Genomic DNA, 16720 nt, shown 5'->3' on the forward strand with positions numbered 1-16720 from the left:
ACTTTTTCCGATCATGCAGCTTCAGGCAGAGGCCTTGGCGTGACCGCCGAGATAAGCCGCAGCAATGGCTTCGTTGCCCCACAATTCGTCCGGTTTGCCGCCCAGCACGATCCGCCCGGTTTCCAGCACGAAGCCGTGATCGGCGACCGAAAGTCCCATGCGCGCATTTTGCTCGACGAGCAAGACCGTGGTGTCCTTCCTGATCTGCGAAATGATGCGGAAGACGGCCTGGACGATCACCGGCGCCAACCCAAGCGAGGGTTCGTCGAGCAGCAAAAGCCGGGGCTTGGCCATCAGGCCGCGCGCGACGGCGACCATCTGCAACTGACCGCCCGACAGCGTCCAGCCGAGTGCATTGGAGAACGTCCGGATCTCCGGGAAGAGATCGAACATCGCGTCCGCTTCACGCGAGATCTGCGACGCCGATACCTTACGGTTCGATGCGCCGAGCATGATGTTCTCTTTCACGCTGAGGCCCGGAAACACGCGGCGCCCCTCCGGCACATGCGAGATGCCGAGCCGGACGATCGCCTCCGGACCGAGACCCGCGATCGATTGACCGTCGAACAGGATGTGGCCGGAAGCGGGTTTCTCGAGGCCGGAGATCGCGCGCAGCGTCGTCGACTTGCCGGCGCCGTTGGCCCCGAGCAGTGTCACCACCTGGCCCTGCTCCACCGCGATGGTGATGCCACGCAGCGCTTCGATCTCGCCGTAGCGGACCACGAGGTTGCGGATTTCGAGCAGCGGCATCATTCGCTCCCGAGATAGGCGGAGACGACGTCGGGATGACGCAGCACCGCCATGGATTCGCCGTCCGCAATGCGGCGACCGAAGTTCAGCACCGTGATGTGCTGGGCGGCTTCCGAGACCAGCGTCATGTCGTGATCGATGATCAGGATGGTGAGGCCCTGCGCTGCGATACGCTTGAGCAGTTCGTGCAGTTCGAGCTTTTCTGTCGAGTTGAGACCGGCGGCCGGCTCGTCGAGCAGCAACAGCGTCGGATTGGACGCCAGCGCGCGGGCGATCTCGATCAATCGCTGGTGGCCATAGGAGAAGCTCGAGATCAGCTCGTTGGCGCGGTTGCCGAGGCCGACGAAGGTCAAGGCCTCCATCGCCCGCTCGGTCAGCGCGTCCTCGCCCTTCCCGATCATGGTGTTGCCGGGACGCTCCGCACCGATCTCGACGTTCTCGAGCGCCGTCATCGAGCGAAACAGGCGGATGTTCTGGAACGTGCGTCCCAGGCCCGCTGCCGTGCGCTGATGCGGCGCCATGTCGGTGATGTCAGTGCCGTCGAGCACGATTCGGCCCGCGGTCGCCTTGTAGAGGCCGGACAGCACGTTCAACGTGGTGGTCTTGCCTGAGCCGTTGGGGCCGATCAGCGCATGGACGCTGCCGCGCTTCACCGCGATGTCGACGCCGTCAACGGCCTTGAGACCCCCGAAGTGCTTCGACAACCCGGTCACTTCGAGCACGATGTCGCCGCCCGCGGTGGCGGGCTTGAGCTGCAGCGCGGCGGCAGCCGGCGCCGCCTTGGTGTGCGCCCGCCAGCGCGTGAAGGCATCGGAGACGAAGCCCCAGATGCCGTCGGGCATGAAGCGGATGATCAGAATCACGAACAGGCCGTAGATCGCGAGATAGAGTCCCGGCACGCTCTTGAGGAAGCGCAGCCATTCCGGGATCAGAATCAGAAGCCCCGTACCGATCGCCGCGCCGATCGGCGAGGCCACACCGCCGAGCAGCGACATGGTCAGGAACCCGATCGATTCCGCGAACGAGAACTGGTCCGGGCTGACATAGGCGAAGCCGCCCGCGAACAGGCCGCCGGCCAGACCGCCGAGCAGTGCGCAGATGCCGAAGGCGTAGACCTTGGTGCGAAATACGTCGATGCCGTTGACGCCGGCCGCGAGCTCATTGTCGCGTACCGCGCGCATGGCGCGGCCGAGCCTGGTGTCCGGCAGGTGCCAGACGAGGTAGCCGACGATCGCGAGCACCGCGACGCAGAATGCGAGATAGCTCTGCGAGGACTGGAACAGCTCAGGCCGCTTGATGTTGGCGACGCCGTCCGGCCCATGGGTCAGGCCGATGGCATTGATCATCACCAGGGTCACGATCTGCTGGAACGAGATCGTCACCATGGCCAGGTAATGCCCGCCGAGCCGCAGCGTCGACATGCCGAGGAACGCGCCGGCAATCAGCGCGACCACGCAGCCGGCAACCAGGCAGGGCCAGAAGCTCATGTGCAGATCGGTGGTGCCAAGACCGACCGCGTAGGCGCCGAAGCCGAAGAATGTCGCCTGCGCCAGGTTGATCTGGCCGCAGAGGCCAAGCACGACCGACAACCCGAACACCGCGATCGAGAACGTCGTCGCCTGCAATAGGATATTGAGGACGTAGCCGTCGAACCCCATGCTGGCGGCGAGCGCAACCAACACGGCGGCGCCGATGAAATACGGCGCATGACGAATGACCAGCGGCTTCGAGCGTACCGCCGGAGCCGGGATCTGAATGTTCTCGCTCGCGCTCATGCTTTCTCCGCGACACGTTCGCCGAAGATGCCCTGCGGCCGGAAGATCAGGAAGGCGATCAGCACCAGGAACGCGAAGCCATCCTTGTACGGCACCGAGATATAGGCGGCGCCGAACGTCTCGATCACGCCAAGCGCAAGGCCGCCGATGATGGCGCCGGCGACGTCGCCGAAGCCGCCGATGATGGTCGCAGCAAAGGCCTTCAGTGCGATCGTCGAGCCCATCTGGATCGACACGAACAGCACGGGCGCCACCAGGATGCCGGCGAGTCCGCCGAGCACGGCCGAATAGATGAAGGTGATCATGATCATGGTGGAGACGGAAATGCCGAGCAGCGAGGCCATTTCCTTGTCCTGCGAGGTCGCTTGCAGCTTCTTGCCGAGCAGCGTCTTCTCGAAGAACCAGAAATTGAACAGCACCAGCAGGATCGTGACGCCGATGATCAGCAAATACTGGCTGTCGAGATAGACCGGGCCGAGCTGGATGCCGGGCGTATCGAACCAGCCCTGCAACACCTGCGGTTGCGGGCCGTAGATCGCAAGCACGGAATTGGAGAGCAGAATCGAGGCGCCGATGGTGGCGATGATCACGGGCAGATAGGTGCGGTGGCGCAACGGGTAGTAGACGCCGAGATTGAAGATCACGCCGAGCAGCGCCATGCCGGCGAGCGCGATCAGGAACGACAGCCAATAGGGCCAGCCGAGATCGACGGCGAACACCACCATCAGATAGGCCGCGACCATGGAGAACTCGCCTTGCGCGAAGTTCACCACATTGGTGGCGCGGAAGATCAGCACGAAGCCGAGCGCGACCAGCGCGTAGACGGCGCCGATGCCGATGCCCGTGAACAGGAGTTGAAGGACCAGATCCATGACAAGCGTTCGGTTGAAGGAGAACTTGTTTCAACGGCCGGCCGGCGCGGCCTCCCCGGCTATTGCCGGAGAGGCCTCAGCCCGCATCAGTCGTTGGATTCGATGTGCTTGTCGAAGACGATCTTGCCCTTGTCGTTCTTCACGATGTTGTAGCCGTGAAGTCCGTCGCCATTCTGGTCGAAATTGTATTCGCCCTCGGCACCCGGGAATTTCTTGATCGCCAGGATCGCCTCGCGCACCTTCTCGGGCTCGGTCGAGCCGGCCTTGTTGATCGCCGTGGCCAGCACGGTGACGGCGTCATAGGTCCAGGCGCTCTGGTTGTCGGGCGCGACCTTGACCGCATCACGATAGAGCTTGCCGAACGCCTTCGAGGCGTCGCTGGAATCCTCCGCGTAGTCGGCAACACCATAGGTGTTGTAGAGCGCAGGACCGGCGAGCTTGAGCGCGGTGATGTTGACGATCGAGGGCGAGCCAACCCACGGAATATTCACGCCGAGCTGGCGTAGCTGGCGGGCGAAGATGCCGAGATCATTCTCAAAGGTGAAATAGGAACCGAGGATATCCGCGCCGGACTGCTTGATTGCGAGCACGACCGGCGTGAAGTCCTGGCTCTGGTTGGCATAGCCCTGGTCGAGCACGGGCGGCGCGCCGAGCTTCTGCAGCGCTTCAGTCAGCGCCTTGCCGCCGGCGGTGCCGAACGCGTCGGTCGAGTGCAGCACGGCCCATTTCTTCTTGCCGAGCGTGTTGACGCCGTATTCGGCGATCACGCGGCCCGAATAGCTGTCGTTCGGCCGGAAGCGGAACAGCCACTTGTTGCCCATATGGGTGAGGTTCGGATCGGTGCCGCCGATCATCACGGGCTTGCCGAGCTTCAGCACATCGGGCGCCATCGCATGGACCTGGGTCGAACGAATCGAGCCGAGGAAGCCGACGATGTCGGACTGGGCCGCGAGCTTGGAAAACGCCAGCACGATGCCAGGGTTGGTGGTCTGATCATCCTCGATGATCAACTCGCCCTGCTTGCCAAGGATGCCGCCGGCCTTGTTGACGGCCTCAAGCGCCAGCTTGGCGCCCTTGATGGCATAACCGCCGGATTCGGCCGCGGGACCGGTGACCGGCGCGCACATGCCGATCTTGATGGTCGCACCTTGCGCATGCGCGCTCCGCAGCAGCGCAGGAGCAGCGAGACCTGCCGCCAAACCGGCGGAAAACTCACGTCTCGTCAGTTTCATTCAATCCTCCCTGGATAACGCCGAGCTTGCATGTCGGCTGCATTGAGACGAGCTAGACGCGTAGACTTGTTGCCTCACCCATGGCCATCACGCAGCGCGACAAGCAAACGTTTGCGCCGCTGCAGCGCACCGGACGTGCAACGGCGATAATCAATCTAAGCGTATGGACACGGAGCTAATCATGATTGCACATTGCACGCAATAGTCAAAAGCTCGCGTCAGGCGGTGCGTAAATGCCTGCGCGGGCGACCTCGATGCAATCACGTGATAGTCTGGCCGGCGGGCAGTCATCCATGTCGATTCCAAGAGCGAAATCGCAGACCAGACGAAAACAGCCGGCCTATGCGCTGATCAAGAACGCATTGGCAAAGCACATCCGATCCGGTGGCGTTCCAGCCGGAACCGTTCTTTCCGAATCGGCGATCGCGACCTTGTTCGGCTCCAGCCGCTCCCCTGTGCGACAGGCCTTCGAGCAGTTGGAGCGCATCGGCCTGGTGCGCCGGTTCGACGGCCGCGGCGTCATCGCCGGCAAGCGCAAGGTCGAACCCCAGCGCGTCCCGATCACACCGGAGATGCTCGGGCTGACCAACGGACCCGTCGAAGCGGTGCGAAGCGATGCCTGGGACACCCTCTATTACAGGCTCGAACGTGAGATCATTTTCCGCTCGCTGTTCGGACGCTTCCGCGTCAGTGAGCTCGCGCTGGCGCGGCATTTCCGAGTGGGACGCACGGTGGCCCGCAACCTATTGCTCCGTGCGCAGGCGATCGGAATTCTGGAGAAAGGCGCCAAAGCCCATTGGTATGTGGTGCCGCTCGACGAGGATCGCGTCCGCGACATCTTCGAGGTGCGGGCAACGCTTGAGCCGCTCCTGCTGAAATCCGCTGCTGCGCGGATTCCGCCCTCGGTGCTGGACCAGATGGCGGAGCGGCTCCGCGAAGGGATCCGATTCCGCGACCGAATCGGCGTGGCCGAGCTCGACGAGATCGAAGGTGATCTGCATATCCGGTGCCTGAGTTACGGCATCAATCGCGAGATGATCGAGGCTCTCAAGCGTACTCACTGCGCTTTCGTGATCGGCAAGCACATTCAGGTCGCTCTGACTGCGCCGCAGATCGATACCTTCATGGACGAGCATCTGCTGATCATGGAAGCCTTGCGCGCGGGCGACGGCGACGCGGCGGCTACGACTTTGCGCCGCCATATCGAGTGGTCCCATTCGAAAGTTGCCGGCTGGATTGCCGAATTCCGCGCCATCAACGTGATTTCGCGCGTGCCCTACATGGCCTAGCCGGTATTGCCGCACGTCATCGCATGAAGTCTTGGCTACGCGTCGGCCTCGACCTCGCCATCATCGGCGGATGTCATTCCCGCCAGGCTCGCTTCCAGCGCGCCCAGCATGTCCTGGAGCTCCGCAAGCCTGCGCGCGCCGTAGCGCTTGGTGATCGCGGCGTAGATGGCTTCCGATGTCGGCGCCACCGCCTCGATCAGCTTCAGCCCCTTTGCCGAGATCGAGACGACCGCGCGCCGCAGGTCGTTCTCCGCGGCCTTGCGCTCGATCAACTGACGACCCTCGAGGTCGCGCAGGATTCGCGACAGGCTCGGCCCGAGCAGAAATGCCACATGCGCGAGCTCGGTGACCTCGATCTCATCGACGGAGGTGAGCGCACGCAGGATCCGCCATTGCTGCTCGGTCAGCCCGTGATTGCGCAGCGACGGGCGGAACTGCCGCATCACGGCTTCACGCGCGCGGAGCAGCGACATCGGCAGCGAGCGCGAAAATTCGCGCATCGGCGCGCGACGCGGTGACCCGGCCTCGGCCGGCGTCGATCGGACGTCGTTTGACGATTTCTTGCGCGCCATCGCTCAATCCACCGCCACGATTTTTTGCATCGCAGCATGCCCCGATTCAATTTGCGGGAATTCACTTAACATGTTAATCATCTTCCCGGCATCCAAATTTGTGTATCACGCATGGCCCTCTCCCAGGACGATATCCGCGCTGCTGCCGCAAGGCTCGACCAGGCGGAAAAGACCCGCAAGCAAATCCGCCAGCTTTCGCTGCAGTACCCTGGCATTACCATTGAAGATGCCTACGCGATTCAGAAGGCCTGGGTCGAGATGAAGGTGGCGCAGGGCCGCATCGTCAAGGGCCACAAGATCGGCCTGACCTCGAAAGCGATGCAGAGCGCGCTCAACATCGACGAGCCCGACTCCGGCATTCTGCTCGACGACATGTTCTTTGCCGATGGCGGGCTGGTGCCGAGCGATCGCTTCATCGGGACCCGGGTCGAAGCCGAGCTTGCCTTCGTGATGAAGCACCGTCTTGCGGGTCCCAACTGCACATTATTCGACGTGCTCAACGCCACCGACTTCGTGGTGCCGGCGCTCGAAATCTTGGACACACGCATCGAACGCGTCGACCCCGAGACCAAGGCGACACGCAAGATCTTCGACACCATCGCCGATAATGCCGCCAATGCCGGCATTGTGCTCGGCGGCCGGCCGATTCGCCCGCTGGAAGCCGATCTGCGCTGGATCGGCGCGCTGTGCTTCCGCAACGGCCAGCTCGAGGAGACTGGGCTCGCCGCCGGCGTGATGAACCATCCGGCGACCGCGGTGGCGTGGCTCGCCAACAAGATCGCGCCTAACGGGCTCGCGCTCGAAGCCGGCCAGGTGGTGCTGGCGGGCTCCTTCATCCGCCCGATCGAGACCTGCAAAGGCGACACGATCCAGGCCGACTATGGAGCTTACGGTTCCGTGAGTTGCCACTTCGCTTGACACATTCGCCAGGAGGCCGTTCATGCCGCACTTCACGCTTGAATATTCCGCCAATCTCGACAACCTGATCGACATGGCCGAGACTGTCGAACTGGTCCGCAAGGCTGCGGTCGAGACCGGCATTTTCCCACTCGGCGGCATCCGCGTCCGCGCGATCAGATGTGAGCACTACGCGATCGCCGACGGGCGCCAGACCCATAGCTTCCTCGACATGGTGCTGCGGCTCGGCGAAGGCCGTGATCTCGCCGCCCGCAAGAAGGCCGGCGAACATATCTTCAAGGTACTGTCGGCCCACCTCGACCCGGTCTTCGCCAAATCCAAGTTCGCTCTGTCGTTCGATATGCAGATCAACGACAAGGAGACGAGCTGGAAACGCAACAACATCCACGATGCGCTGAAAGTGGAGACGATCAATGGATAAGGCCACTCCGAAATCCGCAGACAAGTTCCAGGCCAATCGCGACCGCGCGGGTCCCCTGCTCGCCAAGCTGAAAGCCGAAGGCATCGGCCACCTGATCGACGGCAAGATCGTCCCCTCGGTGACAGGCCAGACCTTCGAGACGAGGTCGCCGATCGACGGCTCGGTGCTGGCGTCGGTCGCAAAAGGCAATGCTGAGGATATCGATCGCGCCGCGACGGCCGCCGCGCGCGCGTTCAAGACCTGGCGCGACGTGCCGGCGGCGCAGCGGCGCAAGCTGCTGCATCGCGTGGCCGACGCGATCGAGGAGCGCGCCGACGACATCGCCGTGCTCGAATGCATCGACACCGGCCAGGCGCACCGCTTCATGGCCAAGGCCGCGATCCGCGCCGCCGAGAACTTCCGCTTCTTCGCTGATAAGTGCGCAGAGGCGCGCGACGGCCTGAACACGCCGAGCGAAGAGCACTGGAACATCTCGACCCGCGTGCCGATCGGCCCGGTCGGCGTAATCACTCCGTGGAACACGCCGTTCATGCTCTCGACCTGGAAGATCGCACCTGCGCTCGCCGCCGGCTGCACGGTGGTGCACAAGCCGGCCGAGTGGTCGCCGGTCACTGCGGACCTGCTGGTCAAGCTGGCGCAACAAGCAGGTATTCCCGACGGCGTATTCAACACCGTGCATGGCTTCGGCGAAGATGCCGGCAAGGCGCTGACGGAACATCCCGCCATCAAGGCGATCGGGTTCGTCGGCGAAAGCGCAACCGGTTCGGCGATCATGGCGCAGGGCGCGCCGACCCTGAAGCGGGTGCATTTCGAGCTCGGCGGCAAGAACCCGGTGATCGTGTTCGACGATGCCGATCTCGACCGCGCGCTCGATGCCGTTGTCTTCATGATCTACTCGCTCAACGGCGAGCGCTGCACGTCGTCCAGCCGCCTGCTGGTGCAGCAGAGTATCGCCGATAAGTTCATCGAGAAGCTCACCGCGCGGGTGAAGGCGCTGAAGGTCGGCCATCCGCTCGATCCCGCAACCGAGATCGGGCCGCTGATCCATGAGCGGCATCTTGCCAAGGTCTGCAGCTATTTCGACATCGCGAGGAGCGACGGTGCCACCATCGCCGTTGGCGGCAAGCCGCATGACGGTCCCGGCGGCGGGCATTACGTGCAGCCGACGCTGGTAACCGGCGCCAATGCCACGATGCGCGTCGCCCAGCAGGAGGTGTTCGGGCCGTTCCTGACCGTGATCCCCTTCCGCGACGAGGCTGATGCCATCGAAATCGCAAACGGCGTACAATACGGCCTCGCCGGCTATGTGTGGGCTGGCGACGTCGGCCGTGCGCTGCGCGTGGCCGATGCGCTCGAAGCCGGCATGATCTGGCTCAACTCGGAAAACGTCCGCCATCTGCCGACGCCATTCGGCGGCATGAAGGCCTCGGGTATCGGCCGCGACGGCGGCGACTACTCGTTCGATTTCTACATGGAAACCAAGCACGTCTCGCTCGCGCGCGGGACGCACAAGATTCAAAGACTGGGAATTTAGCCGTCGTTCCGGGGCGCGCAGCGAACCCGGAACCTCGAGATTCCGGATTCGGTCCTGACGACCGCCCCGGAATGACGATCCAGAGGGGAAACATCAATGCCCGTTCCGCAGCACATCTTCGATCCGCCGTTCAACATCATCCGTTGCAGCCACGCCATTCTCGACGTCACTGACCTCGACGCCAGTGCCGCGTTCTACGAGAAGACCATCGGCCTGCATATCGAGGACCGCGACGACAAGGCGGTCTATCTGCGCGCCTGCGAGGAGCACCAGCATCACTCGGTGGTGCTGCGCAAGGCGCCGAAGGCGACCTGCAACCGGCTCGGCTTCAGGGTCGGCAATGATCGCGACCTCGACAAGGCGGCGGCATTCTGCTCGGAGAACGGCATCGAGCATACCTTCGTCGACCAGCCGTTCCAGGGCCGCACGCTGCAATTCACCGATCCGTTCGGCTTCCAGATCGAGCTTTACGCCACGATGGAGAAGCGCCCGCACTTGCTCCGGCGCTACGATCTCTACAAGGGCTGCCACCCGCAGCGGCTCGACCATTTCAACGTCTTCGCGGCCGAGGTGCAGGACACCGTCGACTTCTACGCCCGGCTCGGCTTCCGCCTCACCGAATATGCCGAGGAAGACGGCGCCAATGGCCGAATCGCTGCGGCCTGGATGCACCGCAAGGGCAATGTGCACGACTTCGCCATCACCAATGGTAAGGGCCCGCGCCTGCACCACATCGCCTATTGGGTGCCGACGGCGATGAACATCGTGCATCTCTGCGACGTGATGGCCTCCTCGGGCTTCCTCAAGAACATCGAGCGCGGCCCCGGGCGGCACGGCATCTCCAACGCCTTTTTCCTGTACGTCCGCGATCCCGACGGCCATCGCATCGAGCTCTATACCAGCGACTATTTCACCGGTGATCACGACCACGAGCCGCTGCGCTGGTCGCTGCGCGATCCGCGCCGCCAGACATTGTGGGGCGCGCCGGCACCACGCTCGTGGTTCGAGGAGGGCTCGCCGTTCGCGGGACAAGCCGTGCGCGAGCCACGCTTCGTGGCCGACGTGCTGGTTGCGGACTGACGGGACCTTGCAATGACCACTCCCCGCCTCGCCACTTATTCAGTCAACGGCGCCATGAGATATGGCGCTGCCACCGACACCGGCATCGTCGATCTCTCCGCGCGTTTCGCCAAGGACTATCCGAGCTTGCGCGAAGCCGTCGCCGCCGGCGCGCTGATGAAGCTTGCGGATGCTGCCGCCGGGCGCTCGCCCGATCACGCACTCGACGCAGTGGCCTTGCAGCCGCCGATTCCGTCTCCGGAAAAGACCATCTGCATCGGCGTCAACTATCCGGACCGCAACGCCGAGTACAAGGACGGCTCGGACGCGCCGAAATATCCGAGCATGTTCCTGCGCGTGCCGCGCTCCTTCGTCGGCCACAACGCGCCGCTGGTACGTCCGCGCGCCTCGCCGCAGCTCGACTATGAGGGCGAGCTCGTGTTGGTCATCGGCAAGGCCGGCCGGCACATTCCGGAAAGCACGGCGCTCGATCACATCGCGGCGGTTTCGCTGTGCAACGAAGGCACCATCCGCGATTGGGTGCGCCATGCCAAATTCAATGTCACCCAGGGCAAGAACTTCGATTCCACCGGCAGCCTCGGCCCGTGGATCGTGCCCTACACCACCGAAGCGCAGATCGCCGACATCCGCCTGACCACGCGGGTAAACGGCGAGACGCGGCAGGACGACCGCACCTCGCGCTTGATCTTCGGCTTCCGCTACCTCATCAACTACATCTCGACCTTTACGACGTTGGTTCCCGGCGACATCATCGTCACGGGCACACCCACCGGTGCCGGTGCGCGGTTCGATCCGCCGCGCTATCTGAAACCGGGCGATGTCATCGAGGTCGAGGCCGAAGGTGTCGGAGTCCTGCGCAACGGCGTCGTCGACGAAGCCAACTAGCAAACGAACGGACAGTGCCATGACCTCAACATCCGGCGGCGAAGCGATCGTCAATGGTCTCGTCGCCCACGGCGTCGACACCGTGTTCGGGCTGCCCGGCGCGCAGATCTATGGCCTGTTCGACGCGTTCCACCAGGCGCAGCTCAAGGTGATCGGCGCGCGGCACGAGCAAGCCTGCGGCTATATGGCGTTCGGCTATGCCCGCTCCAGCGGACGGCCCGGCGTGTTCAGCGTGGTGCCCGGCCCCGGCGTGCTCAACGCTTCGGCGGCGCTGCTCACCGCGTTCGGCTGCAACGAGCCGGTGCTGTGCCTCACCGGACAGGTACCGACGCAATTCCTAGGCAAAGGCCGCGGCCATCTGCACGAGATGCCGGACCAGCTCGCGACACTACGCACCTTCGTGAAATGGGCCGACCGCATCGAATATCCCGACAATGCACCGGCGATGGTGTCGCGCGCGTTCCAGGAGATGCTGTCCGGCCGGCGCGGGCCGGCCTCGCTGGAAATGCCGTGGGACGTGTTCACTCAGCGCGCTCAGGTCGCGACCGTCAAGCCGTTCGACCCGCTGCCGGCGCCGCAGGCCGATCCTGACCGCATCAGGGCCGCCGCCGACCTGATCGCCGGTAGCAAGGCGCCGATGATCTTCGTCGGCAGCGGCGCGATCGACGCGCGCGAGGAGATCCTCGAGCTCGCCGAGATGATCGACGCGCCGGTCGTCGCCTTCCGCAGCGGCCGCGGCATCGTCTCGAACGCGCACGAGCTCGGGCTCACGATGGCGGCGGCCTACAAGCTGTGGCCGAAGACCGACCTGATGATCGGCATTGGCACCCGCATGGAATTACCGACGATGTCGCGCTGGCCTTATCGGCCGGACGGGCTGAAATGCGTGCGCATCGATATCGATCCCGTCGAGATGCGCCGATGGCCGCCCGATGCCGCCGTGATCGCGGACGCCAAGGCTGCGACTGCCGATCTCGTCGCCGCCGTGCGCATGGCCGGTTACAGCAAGACCAGCGGGCGGCGCGCCGCGATCCGCGAGGCGTCCGCCGCTGCCGAGCATGAGATCCAGCGCATCCAGCCGCAGATGGCTTACCTGAAGATCCTGCGTGAGGTTCTGCCGGCCAATGCCATCGTCACCGACGAACTGTCGCAGGTGGGCTTCGCCTCCTGGTACGGCTTCCCGACCTACGAGCCGCGCACCTTCGTCACGTCGGGCTATCAGGGCACGCTCGGCTCGGGCTTTCCGACTGCGCTCGGCGCCAAGGTCGCGAACCCGAGCAAGCCGGTGGTCGCGATCACCGGCGACGGCGGCTTCATGTTCGGCGTACAGGAGCTCGCCACTGCGGTGCAATTCAAGATCGGCGTGGTGACGCTGGTCTTCAACAACAACGCCTATGGCAATGTCCGTCGCGACCAGCACGAACGTTTCGACGGCCGCATCGTCGCCTCTGACCTGGTCAATCCGGATTTCGTCAAGCTCGCCGAATCCTTCGGCGTGGGGGCGGCGCGGGTCACGTCGCCCGATCATTTCCGCAAGGCGCTGGAGAAGGCACTGGCCGACGGCGGTCCCTACGTGATCTCGATCGAAGTGCCGACGGGCTCGGAAGTCTCGCCCTGGGCGTTCATCCACCCTGCAAAGAACATCTAGCGCCGTGTACAACGGCCGCCGGCTTAACGGCCGGCAGCGCCTGGGCGCACCTTGCGAAAGGTCAGGTTGATGCGCTGGCGGCCGAGCAGACCGTGCTCGCCGTCGGCGAGCGGCGCGACGCCGTGAAAGACGAGCCGCGACGGCCCGCCCCACACCACGACGTCACCATGCTCCAGGCGATAGCGTCGCGTCGGATCGCTGCGCTTCAGACCACCGAACAGAAAGATCGCCGGCAACCCGAGCGACACTGAGACGATGGGGGCCGCGAAATCCAGCTCGTCCTTGTCCTGATGCAGCGACAGTTTGGCGCCGGGAACATAGCGGTTGATCAGGCAGGCCTCCGCTGTGAAGCCGGCGTAGCCCCCCTCGGTCGCCGCGCCGGCGGCGAGCCTGCATAGTACCGACGGCATCCGCGGCCACGGCGCGCCCGAATTCGGATCGATGCCGTCATAACGATAGCCGCTGGAGTCAGAAACCCAACCGAGGCTTCCGCAATTGGTCATCGCGACCGACATGCGGTGGCCTCCCGGCGTGATCAAATGGCGGAACGGCGCCTGCTTGACGATTTCGCGCAGAGCCGGAATCAGCGCGGCCTCGAATGGCCTGGCGAAGCCGCGCAGCACGACAGCGCCCTCCGCCATCGTCTCGCGCGGGGGACGTGCGTCGCCAACGGTCTCGAACAGATCAGAAGTCACGCCTAATAGCATTCACGTCGCATCGTGGAAGATCACGCCAACGGTGTGGCGGTGGCCGGAGCGAATACGGCTGACGCCGTGACGCAGGTTAACGCGGTAGGGCCCGCGTGTCCCCTGCACCGGGCGATGATGCACGGCAAATGCCACCGCATCTCCTTGCGTGAGCGGCACGACCTCGGGACGTGATTGCATCCGCGGCCGCTGCTCCGTCAGCACGAATTCGCCGCCGGTGAAATCGCGCCCCGGCTGCGACAGCAGGATCGCGACCTGGATCGGGAACACGTGCTCGCCATAGAGATCCTGGTGCAGGCAGTTGTAGTCGCCTTCGCCATATTGCAGCAAAAGCGGCGTCGGCCGCGTCTGTCCGGCATCATGGCAGCGCTTGATGAATGCCGCATGCGATGCAGGATAGCGGATGTCGATCCCCATCGTCTGGTTCCAGCGGTTGGCCGTGGGCGTGAGCTGCGCGTAAAGCGCCGGCCGCAGTTCCGCGATCAGATCCGGCAGCGGATAGGAGAAGTATTTGTACTCGCCGCGCCCGAAGCCGTGGCGGCCCATCACGACCTTGCTGCGGAACAGGCCGTCGTCAGGATAAAGCCCGGCGATCCCTTCACACTCCGGCGCGGTCAGCAGGCCCGGAAGGACGGCACAGCCCTGTCCGTCGAGCTCGGCCGCGATCCGGCCCCAGTCCAGCGCGTCGACGCGGGCGGGGATGTCTGGTGGTGCCGCATGCGCGGCGGTTTTGGCTGTTGCTTTCATGGACCAGAGTCTCGCGCAGGATCGTGTCCGGTGCCACCCGATTTCCGGCAGGAATGTGCCATGGACAGCAACCACAGGCATCACTGTCGTCCCTGCGAAGGCAGGGACCCATAGCCACCGTCATCTACTGTTTGAGAGAGCTGGGGCCACAGCGCGGCAACTGCAAGGTCCTGGGGTATGGATCCCTGCTTTCGCAGGGACGACCCTTGGAGGGAAGCGTCACCCCATCCTTCACTGAGCGACGCGTCCGCGCAATCAGCCCCTTACCGGCAGCGTAATCACGTCGTAGCCGTGCCGGATCGTCCGCTTCAGCACCGGATCTTCCATCTCGAACTCGAAGCGGCTCGCCGGGCGGATGCCGCCTTTGGCCGCGAAGGTGCCGCCGAACATCGCGCAGCCGTCGGGCAGCCCGCCTCCGCCGAAACCTCGGTTGATGAGGTCTTGCACCGGCAGCATGTGATCGAGCGTGCCTTCCTGATAGAGCACGCGCTGGCCACCAATCACGGCCCAGGAGCGCAGGATCAGTTGGTCCCAGTGGCCGATGACGTCCTCGAGCTCCCACAGCTCGGATGCGATCGGCTTGTCGCACATCTGCTTCGAGACGGTGACGTTGTAGCTCTCGACCTTGCGGTCGGTATGGTCAGAGCCGCAGCCGACGAAGATGCGGCCCTGCCAGCCGATCAGCACGAACTCGACCTCGCCGCTGGAGTCCTCGCCGCAAACCTCGATCGTATCGGCGAGCGTCAGCCGTCGCGCCGAGCAGCGATAGTAGATCGGCGTCGTCGCCGGCCGCGCGATGCCGAGCGCCTCGAGCTCGGCGATATGCTTGTCGCGCGCGACGGGATCGCGGCCGGTCCAGCCGGCGATCACCGCCTGCCTGATCTCGAGCGTGAGCGGCGTCGCGACGCCCTTGTCGTCGATGTTGAAGGTGAGATCAAACACGAATCAGGGTCTCCATCCCGGCCGCAAGTTCGAAGATGCGGCGATCCGAGCCGCCGGCCGCGGCGAGCATCAGGCCGACCGGCGCCTCGCCCTCGCGATGCGCCGGCAGCGAGATCGCGCAGCCGTCGAGCACATTGATCAACGAAGGATTGCGCAGCGCACGCAGGTTCTGCGTGGCGAACGCCTTGTCGTCGGCGAGATCGGCAATCGCCGGCGGCAGGTTCGCGGTGGTCGGCAGCACCATCGCGTCATAGGGCGCGATGCGCCTCTCGGTCCGGGCGATGAACGACCGCCGCGCATTGATGAGATCGATGTAGTCGGCAGCCAGGAAACCTTCGCCGCGCTGGATGCGAACCGCTACACGGGGGTCGTAGATATCGCCCTTGCTGGCGATCAGGAAGCGATGCCAGGCGTAGCTTTCGGCCGCGGAGAAGCCGCCGTTTGCGTTCATCACGCCGACGTCGAGCAATTCAGGCACCTCGATCCGCTCGATCAGTGCGCCGGCACGCGACAGCGCGGCGAGCGCACGCTCGAAGGTTTTGGCCACCGCATCGTCGAGATCATCGAGCACAACGGTGGTCGGGACCGCGAGCCGCATGCCCTTCACCGGACGCGGGGTGAGTGGTTCGACCTTCTCGTCGGCGAGCACCGCATCGAGCGTCGCGCAGCAGGCCACCGAATTGGCCAGCGGCCCGTAGCTGTCAAGCGTGAACGACAACGGCACGCCGCCATCGAGCGGAATGCGGCGCTGCGTCGGCTTGTAGCCGACGATGCCGTTGAACGCCGCCGGAATCCGGCAGGAGCCGCCGGTGTCGGTGCCGAGCGCGCCAAACGCCATGCCGTCGGCGATCGAGACCGCGGCGCCGGACGACGATCCGCCGGGGACATGGCCGACGCTGCGATTCCAGGCGCTCTTCGGAGTGCCATAATGCGGATTGATGCCGATGCCGGAATAGGCGAACTCGGTCATGTTGGTGCGGCCGATCACGATGAAGCCGGCGCGCCGCAACCGCGCCACCACGGGCGCATCCGCCTCCGCCGGCGCGGAATCCTCCAGCGCCCGCGAGCCGGCCCGCGTCACCTGCCCTTTGATGTCGAACAGATCCTTGATCGAGACCGGGATGCCGGCAAAGGGGGACGGCGCGGCGTTCGCCTTGCGCAGCCGGTCCATGGCGTCGGCGGCCGCGAGGGCAGCGTCCTTGTCGACGTGGATGAAGGTACGCTGACCCTCGCCCGCGGGATCGGCGATTTTCGCGATGCACTGATCGACGAGCTTGCGGGCAGTGGTGGCGCCGCTGGCGAGATCGGCGGCAAGGGAGGCGAGTGTCGGGTTGTTCGGCATGGCTTT

At 64.6% G+C, this 16720-nt stretch carries 16 protein-coding genes; 7 read left to right on the forward strand and 9 right to left on the reverse strand.

Annotation, left to right across the window (positions count from 1 at the left end; all coding sequences use genetic code 11):
* Window positions 1-21: 21 nt before the first annotated feature.
* The 4 genes from P6U30_RS24970 to P6U30_RS24985 form a co-directional block, all read right to left on the reverse strand.
* The gene (locus P6U30_RS24970) at window positions 22-750 is read right to left on the reverse strand and encodes an ABC transporter ATP-binding protein (RefSeq protein ID WP_407165537.1); all 729 of its coding nucleotides are present in this window, start codon (window positions 748-750) and stop codon (window positions 22-24) included.
* On the reverse strand, window positions 750-2525 hold the full coding sequence (locus tag P6U30_RS24975) for an ABC transporter permease subunit (RefSeq protein WP_407165538.1): 1776 nt from the start codon (window positions 2523-2525) through the stop codon (window positions 750-752). Before P6U30_RS24975 ends, P6U30_RS24970 begins: the two co-directional genes overlap by 1 nt.
* On the reverse strand, window positions 2522-3397 hold the full coding sequence (locus P6U30_RS24980) for a branched-chain amino acid ABC transporter permease (protein WP_280976866.1): 876 nt from the start codon (window positions 3395-3397) through the stop codon (window positions 2522-2524). Before P6U30_RS24980 ends, P6U30_RS24975 begins: the two co-directional genes overlap by 4 nt.
* An 86-nt stretch (window positions 3398-3483) precedes the next feature.
* Window positions 3484-4629 carry an ABC transporter substrate-binding protein gene (locus tag P6U30_RS24985; protein WP_407147455.1) on the reverse strand — a complete coding sequence of 382 codons (1146 nt, stop codon included), beginning with the start codon at window positions 4627-4629 and terminating at the stop codon, window positions 3484-3486.
* 293 nt (window positions 4630-4922) lie between these two features.
* On the opposite strand from P6U30_RS24985, the gene P6U30_RS24990 reads away from it, so the two are divergent.
* Window positions 4923-5918, forward strand: coding sequence for a GntR family transcriptional regulator (locus tag P6U30_RS24990; protein ID WP_407165539.1), 996 nt, complete (start codon window positions 4923-4925; stop codon window positions 5916-5918).
* A gap of 35 nt (window positions 5919-5953) precedes the next feature.
* Here the strand turns inward: P6U30_RS24990 and hpaR are convergent, their stop codons facing one another.
* Window positions 5954-6490, reverse strand: a complete 537-nt coding sequence (hpaR, locus tag P6U30_RS24995) for a homoprotocatechuate degradation operon regulator HpaR (RefSeq protein WP_407165540.1) — start codon at window positions 6488-6490, stop codon at window positions 5954-5956.
* 111 nt (window positions 6491-6601) lie between these two features.
* On the opposite strand from hpaR, the gene hpaH reads away from it, so the two are divergent.
* The 6 genes from hpaH (at window position 6602) to P6U30_RS25025 (ending at window position 12976) form a co-directional block, all read left to right on the forward strand.
* The gene (gene hpaH, locus P6U30_RS25000) at window positions 6602-7408 is read left to right on the forward strand and encodes a 2-oxo-hept-4-ene-1,7-dioate hydratase (protein WP_407165541.1); all 807 of its coding nucleotides are present in this window, start codon (window positions 6602-6604) and stop codon (window positions 7406-7408) included.
* 22 nt (window positions 7409-7430) lie between these two features.
* The gene (locus P6U30_RS25005; RefSeq protein WP_407165542.1) at window positions 7431-7829 is read left to right on the forward strand and encodes a 5-carboxymethyl-2-hydroxymuconate Delta-isomerase; all 399 of its coding nucleotides are present in this window, start codon (window positions 7431-7433) and stop codon (window positions 7827-7829) included.
* Window positions 7822-9363, forward strand: coding sequence for a 5-carboxymethyl-2-hydroxymuconate semialdehyde dehydrogenase (gene hpaE / locus P6U30_RS25010; protein WP_407165543.1), 1542 nt, complete (start codon window positions 7822-7824; stop codon window positions 9361-9363). The genes P6U30_RS25005 and hpaE overlap by 8 nt, the downstream gene beginning before the upstream one ends.
* Window positions 9364-9459: 96 nt before the next feature.
* Complete coding sequence (hpaD, locus tag P6U30_RS25015) at window positions 9460-10443, forward strand: 3,4-dihydroxyphenylacetate 2,3-dioxygenase (RefSeq protein ID WP_407165544.1); 984 nt, start codon at window positions 9460-9462, stop codon at window positions 10441-10443.
* Between the two features lie 12 nt (window positions 10444-10455).
* Window positions 10456-11328, forward strand: coding sequence for a fumarylacetoacetate hydrolase family protein (locus P6U30_RS25020; protein ID WP_407165545.1), 873 nt, complete (start codon window positions 10456-10458; stop codon window positions 11326-11328).
* Window positions 11329-11347: 19 nt separating this feature from the next.
* Window positions 11348-12976 carry a thiamine pyrophosphate-dependent enzyme gene (locus P6U30_RS25025; protein ID WP_407165546.1) on the forward strand — a complete coding sequence of 543 codons (1629 nt, stop codon included), beginning with the start codon at window positions 11348-11350 and terminating at the stop codon, window positions 12974-12976.
* 23 nt (window positions 12977-12999) lie between these two features.
* On the opposite strand, the gene alkB is transcribed toward P6U30_RS25025, so the two are convergent.
* The 4 genes from alkB to P6U30_RS25045 all read right to left on the reverse strand — a co-directional run bounded on the left by alkB (window position 13000) and on the right by P6U30_RS25045 (window position 16714).
* The gene (gene alkB, locus P6U30_RS25030; RefSeq protein WP_407165547.1) at window positions 13000-13671 is read right to left on the reverse strand and encodes a DNA oxidative demethylase AlkB; all 672 of its coding nucleotides are present in this window, start codon (window positions 13669-13671) and stop codon (window positions 13000-13002) included.
* Window positions 13672-13683: 12 nt separating this feature from the next.
* Window positions 13684-14430: a 2OG-Fe(II) oxygenase gene (locus tag P6U30_RS25035; RefSeq protein ID WP_407165548.1), complete on the reverse strand. Its 747-nt coding sequence runs from the start codon at window positions 14428-14430 to the stop codon at window positions 13684-13686.
* 255 nt (window positions 14431-14685) lie between these two features.
* Window positions 14686-15372, reverse strand: coding sequence for a DUF2848 domain-containing protein (locus tag P6U30_RS25040; protein WP_407165549.1), 687 nt, complete (start codon window positions 15370-15372; stop codon window positions 14686-14688).
* Window positions 15365-16714: an amidase gene (locus tag P6U30_RS25045; protein WP_407165550.1), complete on the reverse strand. Its 1350-nt coding sequence runs from the start codon at window positions 16712-16714 to the stop codon at window positions 15365-15367. Before P6U30_RS25045 ends, P6U30_RS25040 begins: the two co-directional genes overlap by 8 nt.
* Window positions 16715-16720: the final 6 nt, after the last annotated feature.

The sequence above is a fragment of the Bradyrhizobium sp. ORS 111 genome, assembly GCF_045571485.1.
Lineage (GTDB): Bacteria > Pseudomonadota > Alphaproteobacteria > Rhizobiales > Xanthobacteraceae > Bradyrhizobium.